This is a genomic window from Streptomyces sp. NPDC007875 (genome assembly GCF_042868035.1).
GTDB classification, from domain to species: domain Bacteria; phylum Actinomycetota; class Actinomycetes; order Streptomycetales; family Streptomycetaceae; genus Streptomyces; species Streptomyces antimycoticus.
In genome coordinates, this window is record NZ_JBIADZ010000047.1 from 23,684 (window position 1) to 40,626 (window position 16,943).

The following is a 16,943-nucleotide window of genomic DNA, read 5'->3' on the forward strand; positions in this document are numbered from 1 at the left end:
GTGCGCTCGGAAACTCGCGATTGTTCCGCCGCAGGACCGCCAGGAAGCTGATGGCATCCAAGCGGTTCCCCAGGAGGTCCGATGACCATCGCTGCAATCGTAGGAACTTCCGTCGTCGACGAGATCTCCGAGCGTGATCCGGACCTGATCTCCGCCGGTGGCAGCCGTACGTGGTCGGTGTGCGGCCGCAATTTCGTCGTAGCGATCACCGAGCTCGAAGCGGGTGACCGCCTCACCGAGCACCACTTGCCCGACGAGTATGTGCTGCTCGTCCAGGACGACGCGGTGGTGTGCGTGGAGCACGACGGCCGGGCCTCTACAGCCGTGCCCGAGCCTGCACTCGTCGTCGTACCGGCCGGCACGAGCACGGTGCATGCGGCAGCGTCGACCACGGTGGCACGGGTGTTCACCGCCCGCTGCGACGAGCAGATGAGGCGGGCCGTCAACCATGCTGCCGGGGCCGACCCGCGAGCCGCACCGCTGCCGGAGCCCACCGAGACCGGCGGTGACGGGATCCGGATACATCGCCTGCGGGACATCCCCCACGAGGAGGGACACCTCGGCCGGATCTTCCGGACGGCGTCGCTGATGGTGAACTGGTTTCCGGTGCACGAGGGGCCACGCGACACCGAAAGGCTCTCGCCGCATTCCCACGAGGACTTCGAACAGATGTCGGTGACCCTCGTGGGGAATTACACCCATCACCTCCGGGTCCCGTGGACCCCCCGGATGAGTGAGTGGCGCGACGATGAGCACGTCCAGGTGGGCAGTCCCTCGATGACACTGATCCCGCCGACCGTCGTGCACACCACCCGCGCCATCGGTGCGGGCCCGCACACGCTCATCGACGTCTTCGCCCCACCGCGCGAGGACTTCCTCGCGAAGGGCTGGGTGCTCAACGCCGCCGAATACCAGGGGCCCCGGCCATGACGCGCCATGCGTTTCCCCGGCTCGGAGCCTGGGTCAAGCTCCCCGCACCGGAGAGCGTCGAGCTGCTCGCACTCGCCGGGTTCGACTTCGTCGTGATCGACGCCGAGCACGGGGCGATCGACACCCGCACGATATCGACCATGATCGGGCTGGCCCGTGGCTGCGGGCTCGCGCCCTTCGTCCGGGTCGCCGGCACCGCGCCGCGCGACGTCCAGGTCCCGCTCGACGCGGGTGCGGCCGGCCTGTTCGTCCCGCAGGTCGATGACCCGGCCCGGGCGCGGGACGCCGTACGAGCGACGCGGTTCCCTCCGCTCGGACGGCGCGGGGCCAGCACCTCCGGACGAGCCGGCCGGTGGGGGCTCGAGGCCCTCGGGGACTATCTGCGGTCCGGAAATGACGAGGTCCGCCTCGTGGTCCAGGCGGAGAGCCCCGGAGCCCTCTCGGCGATCGTCGAGATCGGTGAGGTCTCCGGCGTCGACGCGGTGTTCATCGGCCCGACCGATCTCGCGGTCTCCGGCCAGTTCCCCGAAGGTGACGGCGGGCCGGGAGAACTCGTCGCAGCGGCCGAACGACGCTGTGCCGACCACCTCATCACCCTGGGGACCACGGCCTCGGGCAACGCGTTGGAGCTGCTGGATCGTCGTGGGTACGACTTCCTCGTCCTGGGGGCCGACACCACGATGCTGCGCCAGGGCGCCCACGCGTTGGTCCGCGGTGCACGTACCGCCACGCCGGGAGCCGGCCGATGACCCTCGCCCTCCTGCACACCGAACTGTCCATGCTGATGACGGCGTTGTGGTACGAGATCGATCACGGCGACGGCTCGGCGGCCGCCGGTTTCTTCACCCCCGACGCCGAGCTGACGTTCTCGCGCCGGACCTTCCGCGGCACCGACGAGATCAACGGCGTGTATCGCGACCGCACCGCGCGGGGACCGCGGGTCTCGCGTCATCTGATGTCCAACTTCCATGTCCTGCGGTACGAGAGCGATCGTGTCGAGGCCTTGTCCGCCCTGGTGCTCTACGCACAGGACGGAATGCCACCGGTACCGGCGACCGTGCCGGTGCTGGTCGCCGACGTATACGACCGCTTCGTCCGGGTCGGCGAAGCGGAGGGCGAAGCTCGCCGATGGCTCATCGCCTCCCGGCGGATCGAGAACCGCTTCCTCATGCCGGGCGACGTCCTGGCTGTTCCCACCGAGTAGGACGTCCTCGCTGTTCCCACCGGACAAGACCTCCTCGCCGTTTCCATCGAGTAAGGAGCCCGATGTCTCACCAGCGGCATCCGGAAGATTTCCCCCTGCCGACCGCCCGGGGCGACCTGCCGATCGTCGACTCCCACCTCTTCGACGATCTACTCCCCGCGAAGGCGGCCTTCGAGCTGACCGCCGGTCTACGCCGCCACCGCGAGCCCTTCGTCGGCATCACCGAGGACGGCACCCCGCGCCCGGGCCTCTACCGGCTGAATGACGCGGGGACATCCGCGAAGGCCGCCGTCATGGCGGCCCGGGTCTACCTCGACGGGCTGGCGCCCCACCAGAGGGTGGTCGCCGCCCTGCCCATGGACGCCCCGGAGTGGCGGCTGTGGACGAACGCGATCCCGACCTGGCACCCGAAGGGCATGCGCCTGGAACGGCTCGCCGACGGCGACCGCGACCGCGCACTCGCCGTCATCGAGGCCAGTCTCAGCCCTGCCGGCTACGCCCAGGTGCGAGCGGTGATGGCGCTCAACGAGAACCTGGGCGAGCTCATCGACGACTACCGGGACACCCTCACGGAGTTCGCCTACTGGTTCACCGTCTTCGGGACTCCCTCGGGCGACTCCCCATGGGGATGGCAGCTGATGGGCCATCACGTGGACGTGCACTGCGTCTTCGTCGGAGGGCAGGTGATTCTCGCCCCGGTGTTCCTCGGCGCCGAGCCGACGACCGGGACGGGGCGGTTCGAGGGCGTCCACGCCCTGGGCGACGAGACCGAGGTCGCCCTGGCGTTCCGCCGCACTCTGGACCCCAACCGCCAGGAGGAGTACCTGATGGGGCCGTCGCTGCGCGCGGAGGATCTGCCACCCGAGCTCGCCGGCCCCTGGAACGGACGGCATCTGGCCGGCGCGGGCAGTGACAACCTCGTCCTGCCTCCCGAGGGGATCGTCGCGGCGAGCCTGCCGGCCGACCAGCGTGACGGTCTGGTGGAGCTGATCCGGGTCTATCTCGACCGCCTGCCACCGCCACAGGCCGAGCACACCCTGGCGCTCGTCCGTGAGCACTTCGACGAGACGCGGTTCGCCTGGCGCGGCGGCCACGACGACGAGTGCGCCTTCTACTACCGGATCCACTCCCCCGTGCTCCTGGTCGAGTACGACAACCATCCCGGTGTCTTCCTCACCAACCCCGAACCCGCCCGCTACCACGTGCACACCATCGTGCGGGCCCCCAACGGCAACGATTACGGGCGTGATCTCCTCGCCCAGCACTACCGGCTTCACCACGGAGGTCATGGGGCCGGTTGACATCGCACGACGAGAAGGGTTGTGCTCCGTCGTCCACGGGTGCGTTGACGCCCTCGTCGGAGGGACGGCCCTCGTCCTACACCATCACGGACACCGTGCCCCGAATGCCGAACAGCGACTTCCCGTAGATCTCGGCGGCCACTTCGGGGTTGAGGACGGCGTGCCGGCTCCCGGTCTCGATGTCCCGCCAGATGCGCTGCAGCGGGTTGGACTCGCCGAAGCTCGAAGCCCCCTGGGCCGAGCACACGATGCGGACCGCTTCACGCGCGTGGACCGCCGCCATTCCCGCGTCCATCCGCATCCGTGCCCGGGCATCGTAATCGGGGAACACCCCGGCCCGTGCCGCCTCGTCGATGTCGGCGGCCGCGCGGTAGGCGTGCAACTGGGCGGAGTCGGCGAGCGACGCCGCCTTCGCGGCGGCCAGTTGGATGGTGGGTGCCTCGGCCTGGGAGGCGTAGTCCGTCAGCGTCAGCGCTCGCCGCGGGGCCTTCTCCAGCAGGAGATCGACAGCGGCCGCGGCCAGCCCGAGCTGGGGCCCGGTCAACACGAGCGCGGCGGTCGGCACGAACGGTGCCCGGTAGAGCGCCTCGTCGGTGAAGGGTGTGGCGTAGCGGCCCTCGACGGCCTCGGGGACGGAGTGGAAGCGGTGTGCGGGCACGAAGAGGTCCTCGCCGACGAGCGTGTTCGACGCGGTCCCGCGCATGCCCGTTACGAACCAGGTGTCCTCGATGGTCAGCTCCGGCATCGGCGCGAGCACGATGCCGACGGCGTCCGGCGTGCCCTCGGCGTCCGGCCGGGTGACCCCGAGGACCGCCCAGTCGGCGTGGGCACACCCGGAGGCGGGGGCCCAGCGCCCGCTCACCCGGTACCCGCCCTCGACCACGCGTGCGGTGCCCGAGGGAGTCACTACGCCGGCGACTCGGGCCTCGGGGGTGTGGGCCCATACGTCGTCCTGGGCCTGGGCCGGAAAGAGCCCGACGAACCACGCGTTGGCGTTGAGCAGTGAGGTCAGCCAGGCGGTGGAGCCACAGGCCCGCCCGACCTCGCGGCTGACCTCCAGCAGGGTGCGGTAGTCGCTCTGCAGACCGCCGTAACGGGCGGGTCGCATCAGCGAGAGCAGGCCGGCCTCGGCCAGGGCGCCGATGTTCTCGGCGGGAACCATGCGTTCGCGGTCGGTCCGATCGGCGCCCGCGGCGATCAGCGGTCGCAGGGTGGCGGCGCGCTCGACGAGCTCGGACCGCAGTGCGCGCGCGGGGTCAGTGGTGCGGGGAACGTCCAGGGTCATGGTCATCGTCGTCATTTCGGTGTCGGGGATCAGGCGGGTACGGGGCGTACGGGTCACGGGTCGTACGGGTCGTCGGGTCGTACGGGTCGTCGGGTCGTACGGCTCAGCTCGCGACAGCGAGCGGGGTGTGCGTGCCGAAGACCCGGCGCGCGTAGGTCAGCGGGGCCGCGGGGGTCGGCTCGGCCTCCTCGACTCCGACGACGAGCAGGATGTGGTCGCCGCCGTCCACGTGGCGTTCGACGCGTCCCGCCGTCCAGCCTGCGGACTCGGGCAGGTAGGGCAGTCCGGCGCGGAGGGTCCAGGTGACGCCGTCGAACTTCGAGCCCGACCCCCTCCGACGGGCGAATGCCGACGCCAGTTCCCGCTGGTGGGCGCCGAGGATGTTCACTCCCACCCTGTCCCCCGGCTGGAGGTGGGGCAGCAGCCGCGAGGCGCGGTCCAGGGCGAAGCTCACCAGCGGAGGGTCGAGCGAGAGCGAGGCAAGACTCGACACGGTGGTGCCGTGCGGTCGCCCGTCGGCGGTCATCGCCGTCACCACGGCGACCGGCGAACACACCCCGCTCATCAGCTCGACGAAGGTCTCTCGGTTGATCATGGTGCGCCTCCAGTGGGCATGGGTTCGTCTGTCGGGATGCGTGGTGTTGTGTGGCCCCGCGTCCGACAACACACAGTGAACTCCGGCTCCCGGGGCGGGCGCTTGGTCTGTCGGCTCAGGATTCCGGTCGCCCGTTGAGCTGCGGCACCGGTCTGTTGGTCTGCCACACCTGTCTGTTGGGCTGCCGCACGAGTCCGTTGGGCTGCCGCACCGGTCCGGGCCGTGACCGGCGCTCCAAGCTCACCGATCTGCGACGTCGCGGGGCAGGAGGACCGCGTCCCCCAGTTCCTCGGCGAGTGCCAGGGCGGTGTGGAGGGCGAAGCGGCGGTCGTCGAGGCCGTGTCCCAGCACCTCCTGGGCCCGTTTCACGCGGTAGGTCACCGTCCCCCTGGCCACGTGCAGGCGTCGGGCGACATCCACGAGGCTGCGCTCGGCGCCGATGTAGTGGTACAGCGTGGTCCGCAGCGCCTCCATCGACGCGCTGCGGGTGGCGAGCCCGCCGAGTTCATGTCGTACGAAGTCACCGGCCGCGTCGATATCGGTGGCCAACAGCGCGATGGCGGCGACGTCGGCGTAGGCGGTCGCATGCCTCGGCACCCGCCCGGCCTCGCGCCGCAGTCGCTCGACCCGCGCCCCGCGCAGGGCCTCGCGGTGGGAGCGGCCGAAGCCCTCGACGCCGCCGCCCGGGCTCCCGAAGGCCGCCTGCATTTGCTGCCGGGACAGTGCCTCCGCGATGGTCTGCCACGAACCGCTCCGGCGCGTGCCGTCCGAAGGCACCGTGCCCCACGCCCACAACCGCCCCGAGGCCACGGGCACGACCAGCGTCGTGGTGGCGCCCCGGGCCCGGAGCGCCTCGGTGGCCGCCGCTTGCAGCGTGGAGCTGCCGTTCGGCGCGTCCGACCACACCACCACCGCCTCGTGGGTCCGCCGCAGGTCGTAGCCGAGCACACGCGACGCCTCGCCGACATCGGTCGTCGTGGCATCACTCAGCAGGGAACGCACGATGTCGGCCCGTGCCGCGGCCGCGCTGGTGCTCCACACCTCGTGCTCCACGAGGTAAGCGCGGATCATGGTGTCGGAGAGGTCGTCGACGTAGGAGAACAGCTCGCGGGAGATCGCCGTGACCTCATCGACCGCCACGTCCGGGTCGACCAGCTCGGCACACGCCCGCAAAAACGCCTCGGTCGTCGCCGCATGCCCGATCCGGACGCCGTGCAACACCCGCTCGAGCGGTACGGCCCGGTGAACGAACTCGCGGATGCCCTCCAGGATCGCCTCATCGGCGGGCGGGGCGGCCGCCGGGCCTTCCACCAGAGTGAACAGCGCCCGCAGGGTGGTCGCTTCATTGCCCCGGCGAAGCAGCTCGACGGCGGCCGGGCTACCGCCGAGGGCCGGCACCTCGCCGACGATCCGCCGCACGACCACGGAATTCAGCTCGATCGCCCAGCGCACGGGGTCCGCACCGACGCGCGCGACGGCGTCCTCGACGACCGCGCGCGGGCTCGCCGCTCGGTCCACGTCGACCTCATCCCGCGGGCCCAGCCGCGCGATCCAGGCCCGTCGCGGCCGCCGCCCACCGGTCTCGGTCACACTGCCTCCCTCGGGCTACGACTCCGCGACGGGGTCATCGGTCCCGGTCGCGGTGACCGGATGTGACGCCATACTCGGTCCACGGCGCGGGGCTGATCAACTGCGGGTTGCCGAAGCCATCGTTCGGCAAAACCGAACGATGTGGTAGAAGAGTCTGGCTGCTCGTCGTGGTGCGAACACCATGGAGTTCGCACACTATGGAGTGACGGGAGGACGGCAGTGAACCTGCGTCAGATGGAGTGCTTCCTCGCCGTCGCGGACGAGCTCCATTTCCGGCGCGCCGCCGACCGTCTGCGACTGGCCCCGCCCAGTGTCAGCGAGGCCGTCGCCAGTCTGGAACGCAGCCTCGGCAGCCGGCTCGTCGAGCGTACGAGCCGAAGGGTGCGACTGACCCCCTTCGGCGCCGAGTTCGCGGCCGCGATCCGGGGGCCCATCGAGGCGTTGCACCAGGCCCATCGGACCGCCCGCCTGCGCTCGGCGCGCCATCGTGACCTCGTCGTCGCCCACACCCCGGAGCTGGGGCAGCTGATCCTCCCCGGACTGGTCGACGCCTGGCCCGGCGCCACCGCCGACGGCGGGGGCCGGGGCCGGTGGCGTCCGGTCCCCCTGCACACCCCCGAACAACTGGCCGCCGTGGCGAACGGCGAGGTGGACGTGGGTCTGTGCTGGTCGGTCCCGGAGCAACCCGGGATCGCCAGTGCCGTGCTCGGCGAGTTCCCGCTGGTCGCCGTGGTGCAGGCGGCGGACCCGCTGGCGAGCCGCCGCGAGGTGGCGCTCACGGACCTCCGCACCCGTCAGATCCTGATCACTCCGCGCGCCGACAACCCCTACCTCGAGAGCCAACTGCAGGCGGACATCATCCGGGCCGGTATCCCCCGCACCCACATCGAGGAGGTGGGGCGCTACGACGAGCTTGCCGTGCACGTGGCCACGCGCGGACACGTAGGTGTCCACCCCGGGCCGATCGCCTTCACCAATCCCCTGTCCACGGTGGTGTTCCGGCCGATCGCCGACGCCTCCGACCGTGTCCGGATCTGCGCGATCAGCCGCGCCGAGGCCCGCGACGGTTCCATCGCGGCGCTCATCGCGAGCTTGCGGTCGATCGTCGGCTCGCTCGACATCGACGACAAGCTCATGTGACCCACCCGGTGTGTGCGTGGGCGACCGTCCGCGCCCCTGAAACGGGGCTCCTGGCCTCCGGTCAAGGCGCACTTCCCCGGGGGCTCCCCCGGGGCTTCCCTGGGACGGCTCGGATTGTCGGGACCGTCGGGGAAAGGGGAGTGTGCTGAGGCTGACGAAGCCACACAGAACGCTCACGAACACCGTCCTGCCCTCCGCGTTTACGAGCGCGAAGTGGAGCAGCGGGTCACCGAACGCCTCGCGCTGACGCGGACCTACTGGCCGCGGTGGCCGGAGCAGTGGTTGCGCGGGCCGCATCCGACGTCGTACCGGCCGACGGAGGGCGGCGGCCACCGTGAAGTCGGCTTCGCCACACCTCCGTGCTGGGCACGGCAGGGGCCCTCGTCTCCACGGGGCAGGATCTCACGGCGTACCGGAGACAGCCTGGCCCTGGGCCTACGCCACGGGGATGATGCCGCCGTCGACCCGGAACTGGGCTCCCGTGAGCCACTTCGCGCGGCCGGACGCGAGGAAGGCGATCATCTCCGCCACGTCCTCGGGATCGCCGGGCCGGCCCATCGGCACATTGAGGTGATCCACGATCTGCTGCTGGACCTCCGCCACGCCGACGCCCTGCCGGTCGGCGATGCGCTGGAGGTGCTGGACGGCGCCCTCGGTGGCCACAAAGCCCGGCAGAACACACACCACCCGCACTCCGTGCTCTCCCACTTCGGTCGCCAGCTCGCGGCTGTAGGCGTTGAGCGCCGCCTTGGCCGCCGCGTAGGACGCTTCGGTGCGCTGCGGCAGACGGCTCGCGATCGACGAGACGTGCACGACGACGCCGGAACCCCGCTCAACCATCCCCGGAATCAGGGCCCGGTCGAGCCGGACGGCACTGAGCAGGTTCATCTCGAGGTCCGCACGCCACGATGCGTCGGACCGCTTCAGGGTCGGCATCGGGGCGCTCGCGGCGGCCGCGTTGTTGACCAGGACATCCACCCCGCCCACGCTGTCGATGACCCGTCGGCCGAGCTCCGCCGCTCCTTGGTCCGTCGCGAGGTCCGCGGGGATGAAGGTGGCCGGCAGATCCTCCGGAGGCGCGCCGCGCGAGGCGGTCAGCACCGTCGCGCCAGCGGCGGCGAATCGACGGGCGGTCGCCTCGCCCAGACCACGGCTGCCGCCGGTGACCAGCACACGAAGGCCGCTGAGCTCCTCTTCCGGAACTGTCATGGGAGTGCCCTTCCAGTAAGGTGAACCCGACTCCGGAAACTATACATAAGCGGAACCCGACTCACCTTACGGAGGCACTGTTGCCGTCGTCACGTCCGATGCGCGCCGATGCGCGCCGCAACCGCGAGGCGCTCCTGGCCACGGCGCGGGAGGCGTTCCTCACCGGCGAGGCCGACGCTCACGTGGAAGAGATCGCCCGGCGGGCCGGAGTGGCGGTCGGGACGCTCTACCGCCACTTCGAGACACGTGAGGCCCTCATCGAGGAGGTCTACCGCCAAGAGGTCGACGAGCTGTGCGCCGCCCCCGCGCAACTCCTTGACCTCCACGCCCCGGACGAGGCCCTGCGCCACTTCCTCCTGCTGCTCGTGGACCACGCAGCCGTGGGCAAGGGAATGGCCGTCGCGCTGGAGAGCATCATGGCGACGGACTCACCAATCTTCGATGACGCCCGCACGCGGATGGCGCAGGCTCTCCATCAACTGCTCGAAGCGGGCACAGCGGCCGGCACCATCCGTGGCGGCGTCAGTGGACGCACACTGCTGCGCGCACTGGGGGGCATCTGCGGAATGCACACCACGGAGGGCTGGCAGGACGAAGCCGTGCAGATCACGGCGATCCTCTTCGACGGCCTGCGGTTCGGCGCGCAGAACGCGGGCTGAGCCGCCGCGCCTCGCGCCGACGAGGCCCGTCCGGGAGACCGGCGCGTCAGACGCGTCAGACTCCCATGGTCACCATCACGACCAGCACGATCAGGAGCAGGACGACGTAGGCCACGGAGTGGACGCGGTCCGGGACCCGGCCGGTGACGCGCCTCGCCACGGCGATGGTGGGCAGTGATCCGATGAGCAGGGCGGCGCCCGCGGTGAGATCGACGTAGCCAAGCTGTCCCGGGCCGGCGGATGTGGCGGGGGCGAGGGCGTAGACGAGGGTTCCGGCCATGGCGACGGGGACGCTGAGGGGGTTCGCCATGGCGGTCGCCTCGGCCATGGGAAGACCCCTGCGCCGCAGCAGCGGAACCGTCATGACGCTGCCGCCCACCCCCAGGCCCGCGGCCACCAGGCCGATGCCTATTCCGCCGAGGGTGGTGGTGCGCCGCCCCAGGGGCTCCGGGTGGGCCTGGTGCGTCACGGAGAGGAAGCCCTTCCTCAGCAGACTGTCGGCGATCGTCACCAGTAGGTAGGCAGCGAACAGCAGGCGCAGCGCCGTGCCACCGATCAAGGTCGCCGCGAAAGATCCGGCGACGGCGCCGACCGCGATGAACGCCGCCAGCGGCCAGACGTATGCGCGGCGCAGTCGGCCCTGCCGCCACTGGGCCAGCGCCGCCGCGGCGGCATTGACGACCATGACCGCTGCCGAGGTCGCCACGGCGATGTGCATGGCGTCCGCGTCCTTTCCCGGAGCCGCCGTCACGGTCAGGACGCCGTAGACGACGGGGACCGTGATGAAACCGCCGCCGAAGCCGAAGAGCACCGTCGTGATGCCGGTCAGGCACCCGAGGAACAGAAGAGTGGAGAACGAGGTCAGCACTGGTCAGACGCTAGGTACCACGAGGCATGGCGGGCAATCGACGGATTGCCACGTTCCTACGCGCAGCAGACAAGGGCGGGCGGTCCCGCGTAGCCTCGCGGTATGCGCAACATCCGGGTCGCGGAGGTGGACGACCTCGATCGTGCCGTGCTGGCCATCGGCACCGACTACCCCCAGGACCATCTGCTCGTCTGGCATGAGCACCGCCGCGCCCAGGTGCTGTACGCGGCCACCGGCGTGATGCGGGTCGAGACGGCGGACGGCAGCTGGACGATACCCACCGCCCGCGCCGTGCTGATCCCATCCATGACCGGACATCAGGTCACGATGACGGGCGTCAGCACCCGCAGCCTCTACATCGAGCCCGCCGCCGTGCCGTGGTTTCCCGCCCGGTGTCAGGCCGTCGATGTCTCCGTGCTGCTGCGGGCGCTGATCCTGGAGGCCGTCGAGATGGAGCCGCGCTACCCGGAGCACAGCCGTGACGCGGCGGTGGCGGCCCTCATCCTCCACGAGCTCAAGAACCTCACCCCGCTGCCGCTCGATGTGCCGCTGCCCTCCGAGCCGCGGCTGCGTGGCCTGTGCGAGGCGTTCCTGCGGAAGCCGGACATCCATGACCCGCCCGCCCGTTGGTGCGCTGCCCTCAGCATCAGCGAACGCACTCTCGCCCGCCTGTTCCAGCGCGGCACGGGCCTGAGCTTCTCGCAATGGCGGCAACGCGCCTGCGTCCTGCACTCCCTTCAGCACCTCACCGCGGGCCTGCCCGTCACACGCGTCGCGGCCCAGCTCGGCTACGAGAACCCCGCCGCCTACACGGCCGCGTTCAAAAAGCTCCTCGGCCAACCGCCGACGGCGTACCGGAGTCCCGACGCCACGGGCATCGGCGACCGGGGCTGACGCCCGGCGAGGCCCCGGGCGCGTCAGCCGGACTGGACATCGTCGGGCCGGACATCGCCGGACTGGACCTCGTCGGACTGCGTTTCGGCCTGGATATCGGCGACGAGCTTCTTCGCCGCCGCCAGCTTCGGCCCATAGGTCGCGGGGTCCGTGGCGTTGAGCGCGGTGAAGATGTCCACGGCTTCCTGCGCCCGCGCGAGCGCCTGGTCCCTCCGCCCGGACTGCCGCAGATAGGGGATCGTCGGATACATCAGCCAGTCGCCCAGCCCTCCGCGATACCTCCCGGGGTTCTCGGTGGCGAGTTGGCGCAGCAGGTCGGTGGCCTCGACGGCGCGCTGTGCGCCTCGGATGCGGTCGGGTTTGCCCCACAGGGCCTGGGCCAAATTGACCAGCGTCCACGCCTTTCGGTAGCGGAGGTCCTCAGATCCGGGCTGTTCACCGATCAGCTTCTCGTAGAGGCCGAGGGCCTCCTGCATACGCGCAATGGCGTCATCGTGGCGGCCGCTGCCCATCAGATACGTGCCCGCCGGGAACACCAGCCACTGCGCGAGCCCGGCCCGGTAGCTGGGTGTCCTGGTGGCGAGTTGGCGCAGCAGGTCGGTGGCCTCGACGGCGCGCTGTGCGCCTTGGGCGTGGTCCGGCTTACCCCACAGGGCCTGGGCCAAATTGACCAGCGTCCACGCCTTTCGGTAGCGGAGGTCCTCAGATCCGGGCTGTTCACCGATCAGCTTCTCGTAGAGGCCGAGGGCCTCCTGCATACGCGCAATGGCGTCATCGTGGCGGCCGCTGCCCATCAGATACGTGCCCGCCGGGAACACCAGCCACTGCGCGAGCGTCGCCCGGAAGCCTGAGTCCAGGGCCACGACCTCGCGGGCCACCGCGATCGCCTCGGCCGCGCGGGCGTTGGCCTCCTCGCGCGCCGGGCCCGGCAGGTTCCAGAGGGTCTGGGCCCGCGCCACCAGCGCTCGGGCGTCCGCGATCCGGGCCGAGGCCGTCGGCGTGGCGGGGTCGTAGAAACACCTCTGGAGCCTCGGCACCTCACCGATCTCGCTGCCGAAGTCGACCCGGTAGAGCGCTACGCTGCCAGCCGTCGACGGCACCGCGGCCAGTTCGGCGTACGACCACCAGGGCTGTCCGAGCCACTGCGGCGCCGACCACTGGGGCTGCTCGGCATCCCGGTAGATGGTCTGCACACGGCTGTCCCGGCCCTGCCAGAACCAGTTGAGCCGCCGGTCCCCGGTCACCGCGGGGACGATCGTGTAGGGATAGCCCCATTTGGTGAGGTGCCGCGGGGTGATCTCGGCCGGGGCGCTCCAGCCGCCGTCGTAGTGGATGTTCCACATGGCCCCGAAGGAGCCCTGCCAGACCACATCGGCCTTTCCGTCGCCGGTGCCCATGGCATGGATGGACGACGCGAAGTCGTTCCCGGGGAATTCGGCGATCTGCGCGGGTGCGCTCCACGCGGCGCCGGGCGCGTGGGAATCGTAGGTGACGCTGTGCAGTGTGCGGTTGTTCATGGTCCACACGGCCAGCACCACCCCGGGCGCCGGACAGGCCACCGTGAGGTCCGAGCTCAGCGAAATGGCGCCTGCCGGGGTCGCCGCCTGCGGTGGCCCCCAGGCCCCCTTGGCGTCCTGGAACGCGGCCATCAGCGTGCCGGTGCCATTGTCCTGCCACATCACGACGACGGAGCCCGGTGAGGCGGCGACCTCGGCGAACGAGACGTCGGTGGCGCCGCCGCTCACCTCGACCGGGGCGTCCAGCCATCCGGTCGGCTGGGTGGGGTCGGTGCGCGTGGCGTAGACCCCGCCCTCCTTGCCCCGCATCATCACGGTGATCAGGCCCGGCCCCGATGACACGGCGCGCGGCGTGGGTTCCTCCCGCACCATGTTCTCCGCGCTGATGGCCACCGACGGCTTCCAGGCCGGTGTGGCCCCGGTGGAGTCGTAGGACGTGGTGCGCAGCTGTGCCTTGTCCGGGTCCCGCCACACCAGCACGGTGTGCCCCGGCCGGTGCGACGCCGCGGCCAGGGATGCCACGCTGTCCGGCACCTCCACCGGGGTCCAGGGGGACCATGCCGGTGTGCGCGGGTCCTTGGCCCAGTAGGCCACGGTGTCGTGGAAGCCCATGAGTTTGGCCAGCCCCGTCCTGACCCGCATATCGGCGCGCAGCTGATCGGCGTAGTAGGCGCGGGCGTCGTCGTACTCGGCCTGCCCGCCCGGGCGCCACCCGACTTCGGTGTGCCCCGTGTCGTAGCCGGTGATGTGGTCCACGCACTGGTGGGCCAGGAAGTAGCTGCCGCGGTCGTCAGGACCCCCGCCGGTATGCGGTTCGATGGCCTGGTCGGCGTGTTGGAACACCCACTCCAGCCGCGCCGCGTGCCGGGTCAGCTCCTCGCGGGCCAGCCGGTCCTCGCGGTACTGCGGATTGAGCCCGGCGATCACACCGAACCGGACGGTCAGCACATAGACGTAGGCGATATACGCCAGCCGGTGGTCGAAGACGCTTTCCGGCGCATTCGGATCCGGGCGGTAGAAGTAGGAGTCGCCCTCCAGCAGCGTATTCGCCGCCAGCCGTGAGTTGTTGTCCGCGTTGGACCGCAGCAGCGGGTCCTTGCGCCCGTCGGCGACCCAGGCGCTGAGCTCGTCCGTGGCCGTGCGGGCCCGCCCGCGCAGCCCCTCCAGATCGCGCCGCAGATTGAGGACATACGCCTGCTGCTCGACCCTGACCGCCTGTTTCACGGCCTCGAGCACCTCGTCGAACCGCCCCTGGAGGGCGACGAAATCCTGGTGCAGCACCTCCAGCCGGGCCAGGATCTCCTCTTCGGGAGTGGGGGTGTGACTGCCGAGGCTGACGAAGGCGATGATGCCCTGGTATGCCTCGTACGCCTTCTTGCCGGCTTCATACACCGCCAGTGCGGTGACGATGGGCGTGGCCATATCCGGTGTTCCCCCTCGGCCGGTGCCCCCCGTGGGCACGCCTGAGCCAAGTGAACCACCGGACAAGGACACATATGGTGGAAATATCCTTGAGCGCCCTCCTTGCGCGCGAAGCCGCAGGGGGCGCCGGCCCGGCTACACCTGGGCGAGGATGCCTCCGTCGACACGGAACTGCGATCCGGTGAGCCAGCGCGCGCGCTCCGACACCAGGAACGCGACCAACTCGGCGGCGTCCTCAGGGGTTCCGGGGCGGTTCATCGGCACGTTCAGCCGCGCCGCGAGGCCGCGCTGCGCCTCCTCCAGCGATACCCCCTGGCTGTCGGCGATCTTCTGATGGTGCGCGATCGCCCCCGGGGTGGCGATGAAGCCCGGCAGGACGCACACCACCCGTACCCCGGCCGGGCCGACCTCGGCCGCGAGCGAGCGGCTGTAGCTGTTCAGCGCGGCCTTGGCCGCCGCGTAGGCGGCCTGGCCCGGCTGCGGCAGATGGCTTGCGATGGACGAGACATGCACCACGACCCCCGAGCCGCGCTCCACCATGCCCGGGACCAGTTCCTGGTCCAGCCGGACCGCGGACAGCAGATTGCTCTCGAGGTCCGACTGCCAGGTTGCCGGCGGCCGGGTCAGCGTGTCCTCCGGGGCACTGCCGGCGCCGGCGTTGTCGACGAGGATGTCCACCCCGCCGGCGGCGTCACGCACCCGCTCCGCCAGTTGCCGTGCTCCGTCGGGGTCCGCGAGGTCCGCGGTGAAGAACCGCGCCGGCAGCGAACCCTCGGGCGGCGCCGACCTGGCTGCCGCGAACACGGTCGCGCCCGCCGCGGCGAGTCGCCGCACGATCGCCGCGCCGAGCCCGCGGCTCCCGCCCGTGACCAGCGCTCGCCGCCCCGCAAGCCCTTCGTCGAGGAGCGGCGAGGACGCGTCGATTCCGCTCCCACCGGCGGGTAGGTTGCTCTCTGTGCCGTTCATGCACTCAGAATACCTGACTTACCAGTAAGGCAGTTAACTATGCCGGAGCAAGCCGATCGAAGGCGCACCGACACCCGTCGGCGCGTGCGGGCCATCGCGCTGAAACTGTTCACCGAGCAGGGCTACGAGCTGACCTCGTTGACCCAGGTCGCCAAGCAGGCGGGGGTCACCAGGCAGGCCGTCCTGCACCACTTCGCGAACAAGGAGGAGCTGCTCACCAGTTCCTACGAAGAGCTGCTCCCGGCGCTCGACGCCGTCATCGAATCCGCACGCGCCCACCCGCCGTCCGCCGCGACCCGCATGCGAGCCGTTGAGGAGTTCGACGCCCTGGTCCGCGGCGAGCACGGCGCCTCGCTGGTGTGCGCCCAGCTCAACGAGCACGCCCTGCGGGGCCTGGCCGCCGCGCGCACACTCCAGCAGCGGCTGGGCGACCTGACCCGCGCACTGGCCACCGGCGAAGGGCCCGAGGGCATGATGCGCGGACGGCTGGCCCTGTCCGCTGTGATCATGGCCGCGGCACGCGGACGCGAACTGGGCGGCCGGCAGGCGGAGCGCCACGCAGCGGCGCTCGCGGTGGCCCGCTCACTGATCGCGCCCGAGACCGGGGCCTGGTAGGAGTCTCCCCCGCCCCCGTCCGGCGGAGCACGATCCGGGTCGTTCAGGGGTGCAGTCCGGTGAGGAGACTGCGGCGGGCGGAGTCGACGTGTTCTTCAGCGCGCCGGGCCAGGGTCTCGCGGTCGCCGGAGCGCAGGAGCGTCGCCAGTTCATGGTGTTCGTCCACCACCCGGGCACGGTAGTGCTCGTAGCCGAGGGCGATACGACGGAGCTGGAAGAGATAGATCTGTGAGCGTACGGCGTGCCATGCCGCGCCGAGTCTGCGGTTGTTCGAGGCCGCGTAGATCAGGTCGTGGAAGGCGATGTCGAGCGCGAGCAGCCGCGCGCCGGACGCCTCGCCGCCGATCTCTTCCGCCATCGCCCGGACCAGGGTGTCCAACTCGGTCAGCTGGTCGGCGGTCGCGTTGCCCTGCGCGCTCGTCGCCGCGAGGCGGTCGAGCGCGGCTCGCACGGCGTAGACCTCCTCGACGTCCTGCTCGGTGACCTCGATGACGGTGGTGCCCCGATGCCAGGCGCTCCGGACCAGCCCTTCGCGTTCGAGGAAGGCGAGTCCTTCACGTACGGATCCGCGGCTGACCCCCAATGAGGCGGCGAGTTCGACCTCGCGCAGCGGCGATCCGGGTGGGAAGTGGCCGGCGAAGATCGCCTCGCGGATGAGGTCGGCGGCCTCTTGTGCCAGTCCGCGGCGGCCGGCTTTGGGGAGCGGTGCGATGGGCATGTCGAATGTTGACATTGGGATGCGGGGTGC

Annotated in this window: 16 protein-coding genes; 8 read left to right on the forward strand and 8 right to left on the reverse strand. The window is 70.9% G+C overall.

Annotated features, from left to right (window positions below; genetic code table 11):
- The first annotated feature begins 81 nt into the window (after positions 1 to 81).
- From ACFYOY_RS45950 to ACFYOY_RS45965, 4 genes are all read left to right on the forward strand, one after another.
- Positions 82 to 930 (forward strand): hypothetical protein, encoded by an 849-nt coding sequence (locus tag ACFYOY_RS45950; protein WP_351887422.1) that lies wholly within the window; start codon positions 82 to 84, stop codon positions 928 to 930.
- Positions 927 to 1,679, forward strand: coding sequence for an aldolase/citrate lyase family protein (locus ACFYOY_RS45955; protein ID WP_351887419.1), 753 nt, complete (start codon positions 927 to 929; stop codon positions 1,677 to 1,679). Before ACFYOY_RS45950 ends, ACFYOY_RS45955 begins: the two co-directional genes overlap by 4 nt.
- A complete protein-coding gene (locus ACFYOY_RS45960) occupies positions 1,676 to 2,134 on the forward strand; it encodes a nuclear transport factor 2 family protein (RefSeq protein ID WP_351887416.1) in 459 nt (152 codons plus the stop codon). The genes ACFYOY_RS45955 and ACFYOY_RS45960 overlap by 4 nt, the downstream gene beginning before the upstream one ends.
- A 62-nt stretch (positions 2,135 to 2,196) precedes the next feature.
- Positions 2,197 to 3,435 (forward strand): DUF3500 domain-containing protein, encoded by a 1,239-nt coding sequence (locus ACFYOY_RS45965; protein WP_351887414.1) that lies wholly within the window; start codon positions 2,197 to 2,199, stop codon positions 3,433 to 3,435.
- 76 nt (positions 3,436 to 3,511) lie between these two features.
- On the opposite strand, the gene ACFYOY_RS45970 is transcribed toward ACFYOY_RS45965, so the two are convergent.
- From ACFYOY_RS45970 to ACFYOY_RS45980, 3 genes are all read right to left on the reverse strand, one after another.
- Positions 3,512 to 4,777, reverse strand: coding sequence for an acyl-CoA dehydrogenase family protein (locus ACFYOY_RS45970; RefSeq protein ID WP_351887411.1), 1,266 nt, complete (start codon positions 4,775 to 4,777; stop codon positions 3,512 to 3,514).
- Positions 4,778 to 4,823: 46 nt separating this feature from the next.
- A complete protein-coding gene (locus tag ACFYOY_RS45975; RefSeq protein WP_351887408.1) occupies positions 4,824 to 5,315 on the reverse strand; it encodes a flavin reductase family protein in 492 nt (163 codons plus the stop codon).
- A 240-nt stretch (positions 5,316 to 5,555) separates the two neighbouring features.
- Positions 5,556 to 6,905 (reverse strand): PucR family transcriptional regulator, encoded by a 1,350-nt coding sequence (locus ACFYOY_RS45980; RefSeq protein WP_388593880.1) that lies wholly within the window; start codon positions 6,903 to 6,905, stop codon positions 5,556 to 5,558.
- A 219-nt stretch (positions 6,906 to 7,124) separates the two neighbouring features.
- On the opposite strand from ACFYOY_RS45980, the gene ACFYOY_RS45985 reads away from it, so the two are divergent.
- Positions 7,125 to 8,045, forward strand: a complete 921-nt coding sequence (locus ACFYOY_RS45985) for a LysR family transcriptional regulator (RefSeq protein ID WP_351887402.1) — start codon at positions 7,125 to 7,127, stop codon at positions 8,043 to 8,045.
- Positions 8,046 to 8,480: 435 nt separating this feature from the next.
- Here ACFYOY_RS45985 and ACFYOY_RS45990 read toward each other — a convergent pair whose 3' ends face one another.
- The gene (locus ACFYOY_RS45990) at positions 8,481 to 9,254 is read right to left on the reverse strand and encodes an oxidoreductase (RefSeq protein WP_388593883.1); all 774 of its coding nucleotides are present in this window, start codon (positions 9,252 to 9,254) and stop codon (positions 8,481 to 8,483) included.
- A gap of 80 nt (positions 9,255 to 9,334) precedes the next feature.
- Between ACFYOY_RS45990 and ACFYOY_RS45995 the strand changes: the two genes are divergently transcribed.
- Positions 9,335 to 9,913, forward strand: coding sequence for a TetR/AcrR family transcriptional regulator (locus ACFYOY_RS45995; protein WP_351887396.1), 579 nt, complete (start codon positions 9,335 to 9,337; stop codon positions 9,911 to 9,913).
- A 55-nt stretch (positions 9,914 to 9,968) separates the two neighbouring features.
- Here ACFYOY_RS45995 and ACFYOY_RS46000 read toward each other — a convergent pair whose 3' ends face one another.
- On the reverse strand, positions 9,969 to 10,781 hold the full coding sequence (locus ACFYOY_RS46000; protein ID WP_351887393.1) for a sulfite exporter TauE/SafE family protein: 813 nt from the start codon (positions 10,779 to 10,781) through the stop codon (positions 9,969 to 9,971).
- 102 nt (positions 10,782 to 10,883) lie between these two features.
- On the opposite strand from ACFYOY_RS46000, the gene ACFYOY_RS46005 reads away from it, so the two are divergent.
- Positions 10,884 to 11,675: a helix-turn-helix transcriptional regulator gene (locus tag ACFYOY_RS46005; protein ID WP_351887390.1), complete on the forward strand. Its 792-nt coding sequence runs from the start codon at positions 10,884 to 10,886 to the stop codon at positions 11,673 to 11,675.
- A gap of 23 nt (positions 11,676 to 11,698) precedes the next feature.
- Here ACFYOY_RS46005 and ACFYOY_RS46010 read toward each other — a convergent pair whose 3' ends face one another.
- Positions 11,699 to 14,614, reverse strand: a complete 2,916-nt coding sequence (locus tag ACFYOY_RS46010) for a tetratricopeptide repeat protein (protein ID WP_388593888.1) — start codon at positions 14,612 to 14,614, stop codon at positions 11,699 to 11,701.
- A gap of 135 nt (positions 14,615 to 14,749) precedes the next feature.
- Positions 14,750 to 15,580: an oxidoreductase gene (locus tag ACFYOY_RS46015; protein ID WP_388593890.1), complete on the reverse strand. Its 831-nt coding sequence runs from the start codon at positions 15,578 to 15,580 to the stop codon at positions 14,750 to 14,752.
- 39 nt (positions 15,581 to 15,619) lie between these two features.
- Here ACFYOY_RS46015 and ACFYOY_RS46020 point away from each other — a divergent pair, with 39 nt between their 5' ends.
- Positions 15,620 to 16,195 carry a TetR family transcriptional regulator gene (locus ACFYOY_RS46020; RefSeq protein ID WP_351887382.1) on the forward strand — a complete coding sequence of 192 codons (576 nt, stop codon included), beginning with the start codon at positions 15,620 to 15,622 and terminating at the stop codon, positions 16,193 to 16,195.
- A gap of 43 nt (positions 16,196 to 16,238) precedes the next feature.
- On the opposite strand, the gene ACFYOY_RS46025 is transcribed toward ACFYOY_RS46020, so the two are convergent.
- Positions 16,239 to 16,913: a GntR family transcriptional regulator gene (locus ACFYOY_RS46025; RefSeq protein ID WP_351887379.1), complete on the reverse strand. Its 675-nt coding sequence runs from the start codon at positions 16,911 to 16,913 to the stop codon at positions 16,239 to 16,241.
- Positions 16,914 to 16,943: the final 30 nt, after the last annotated feature.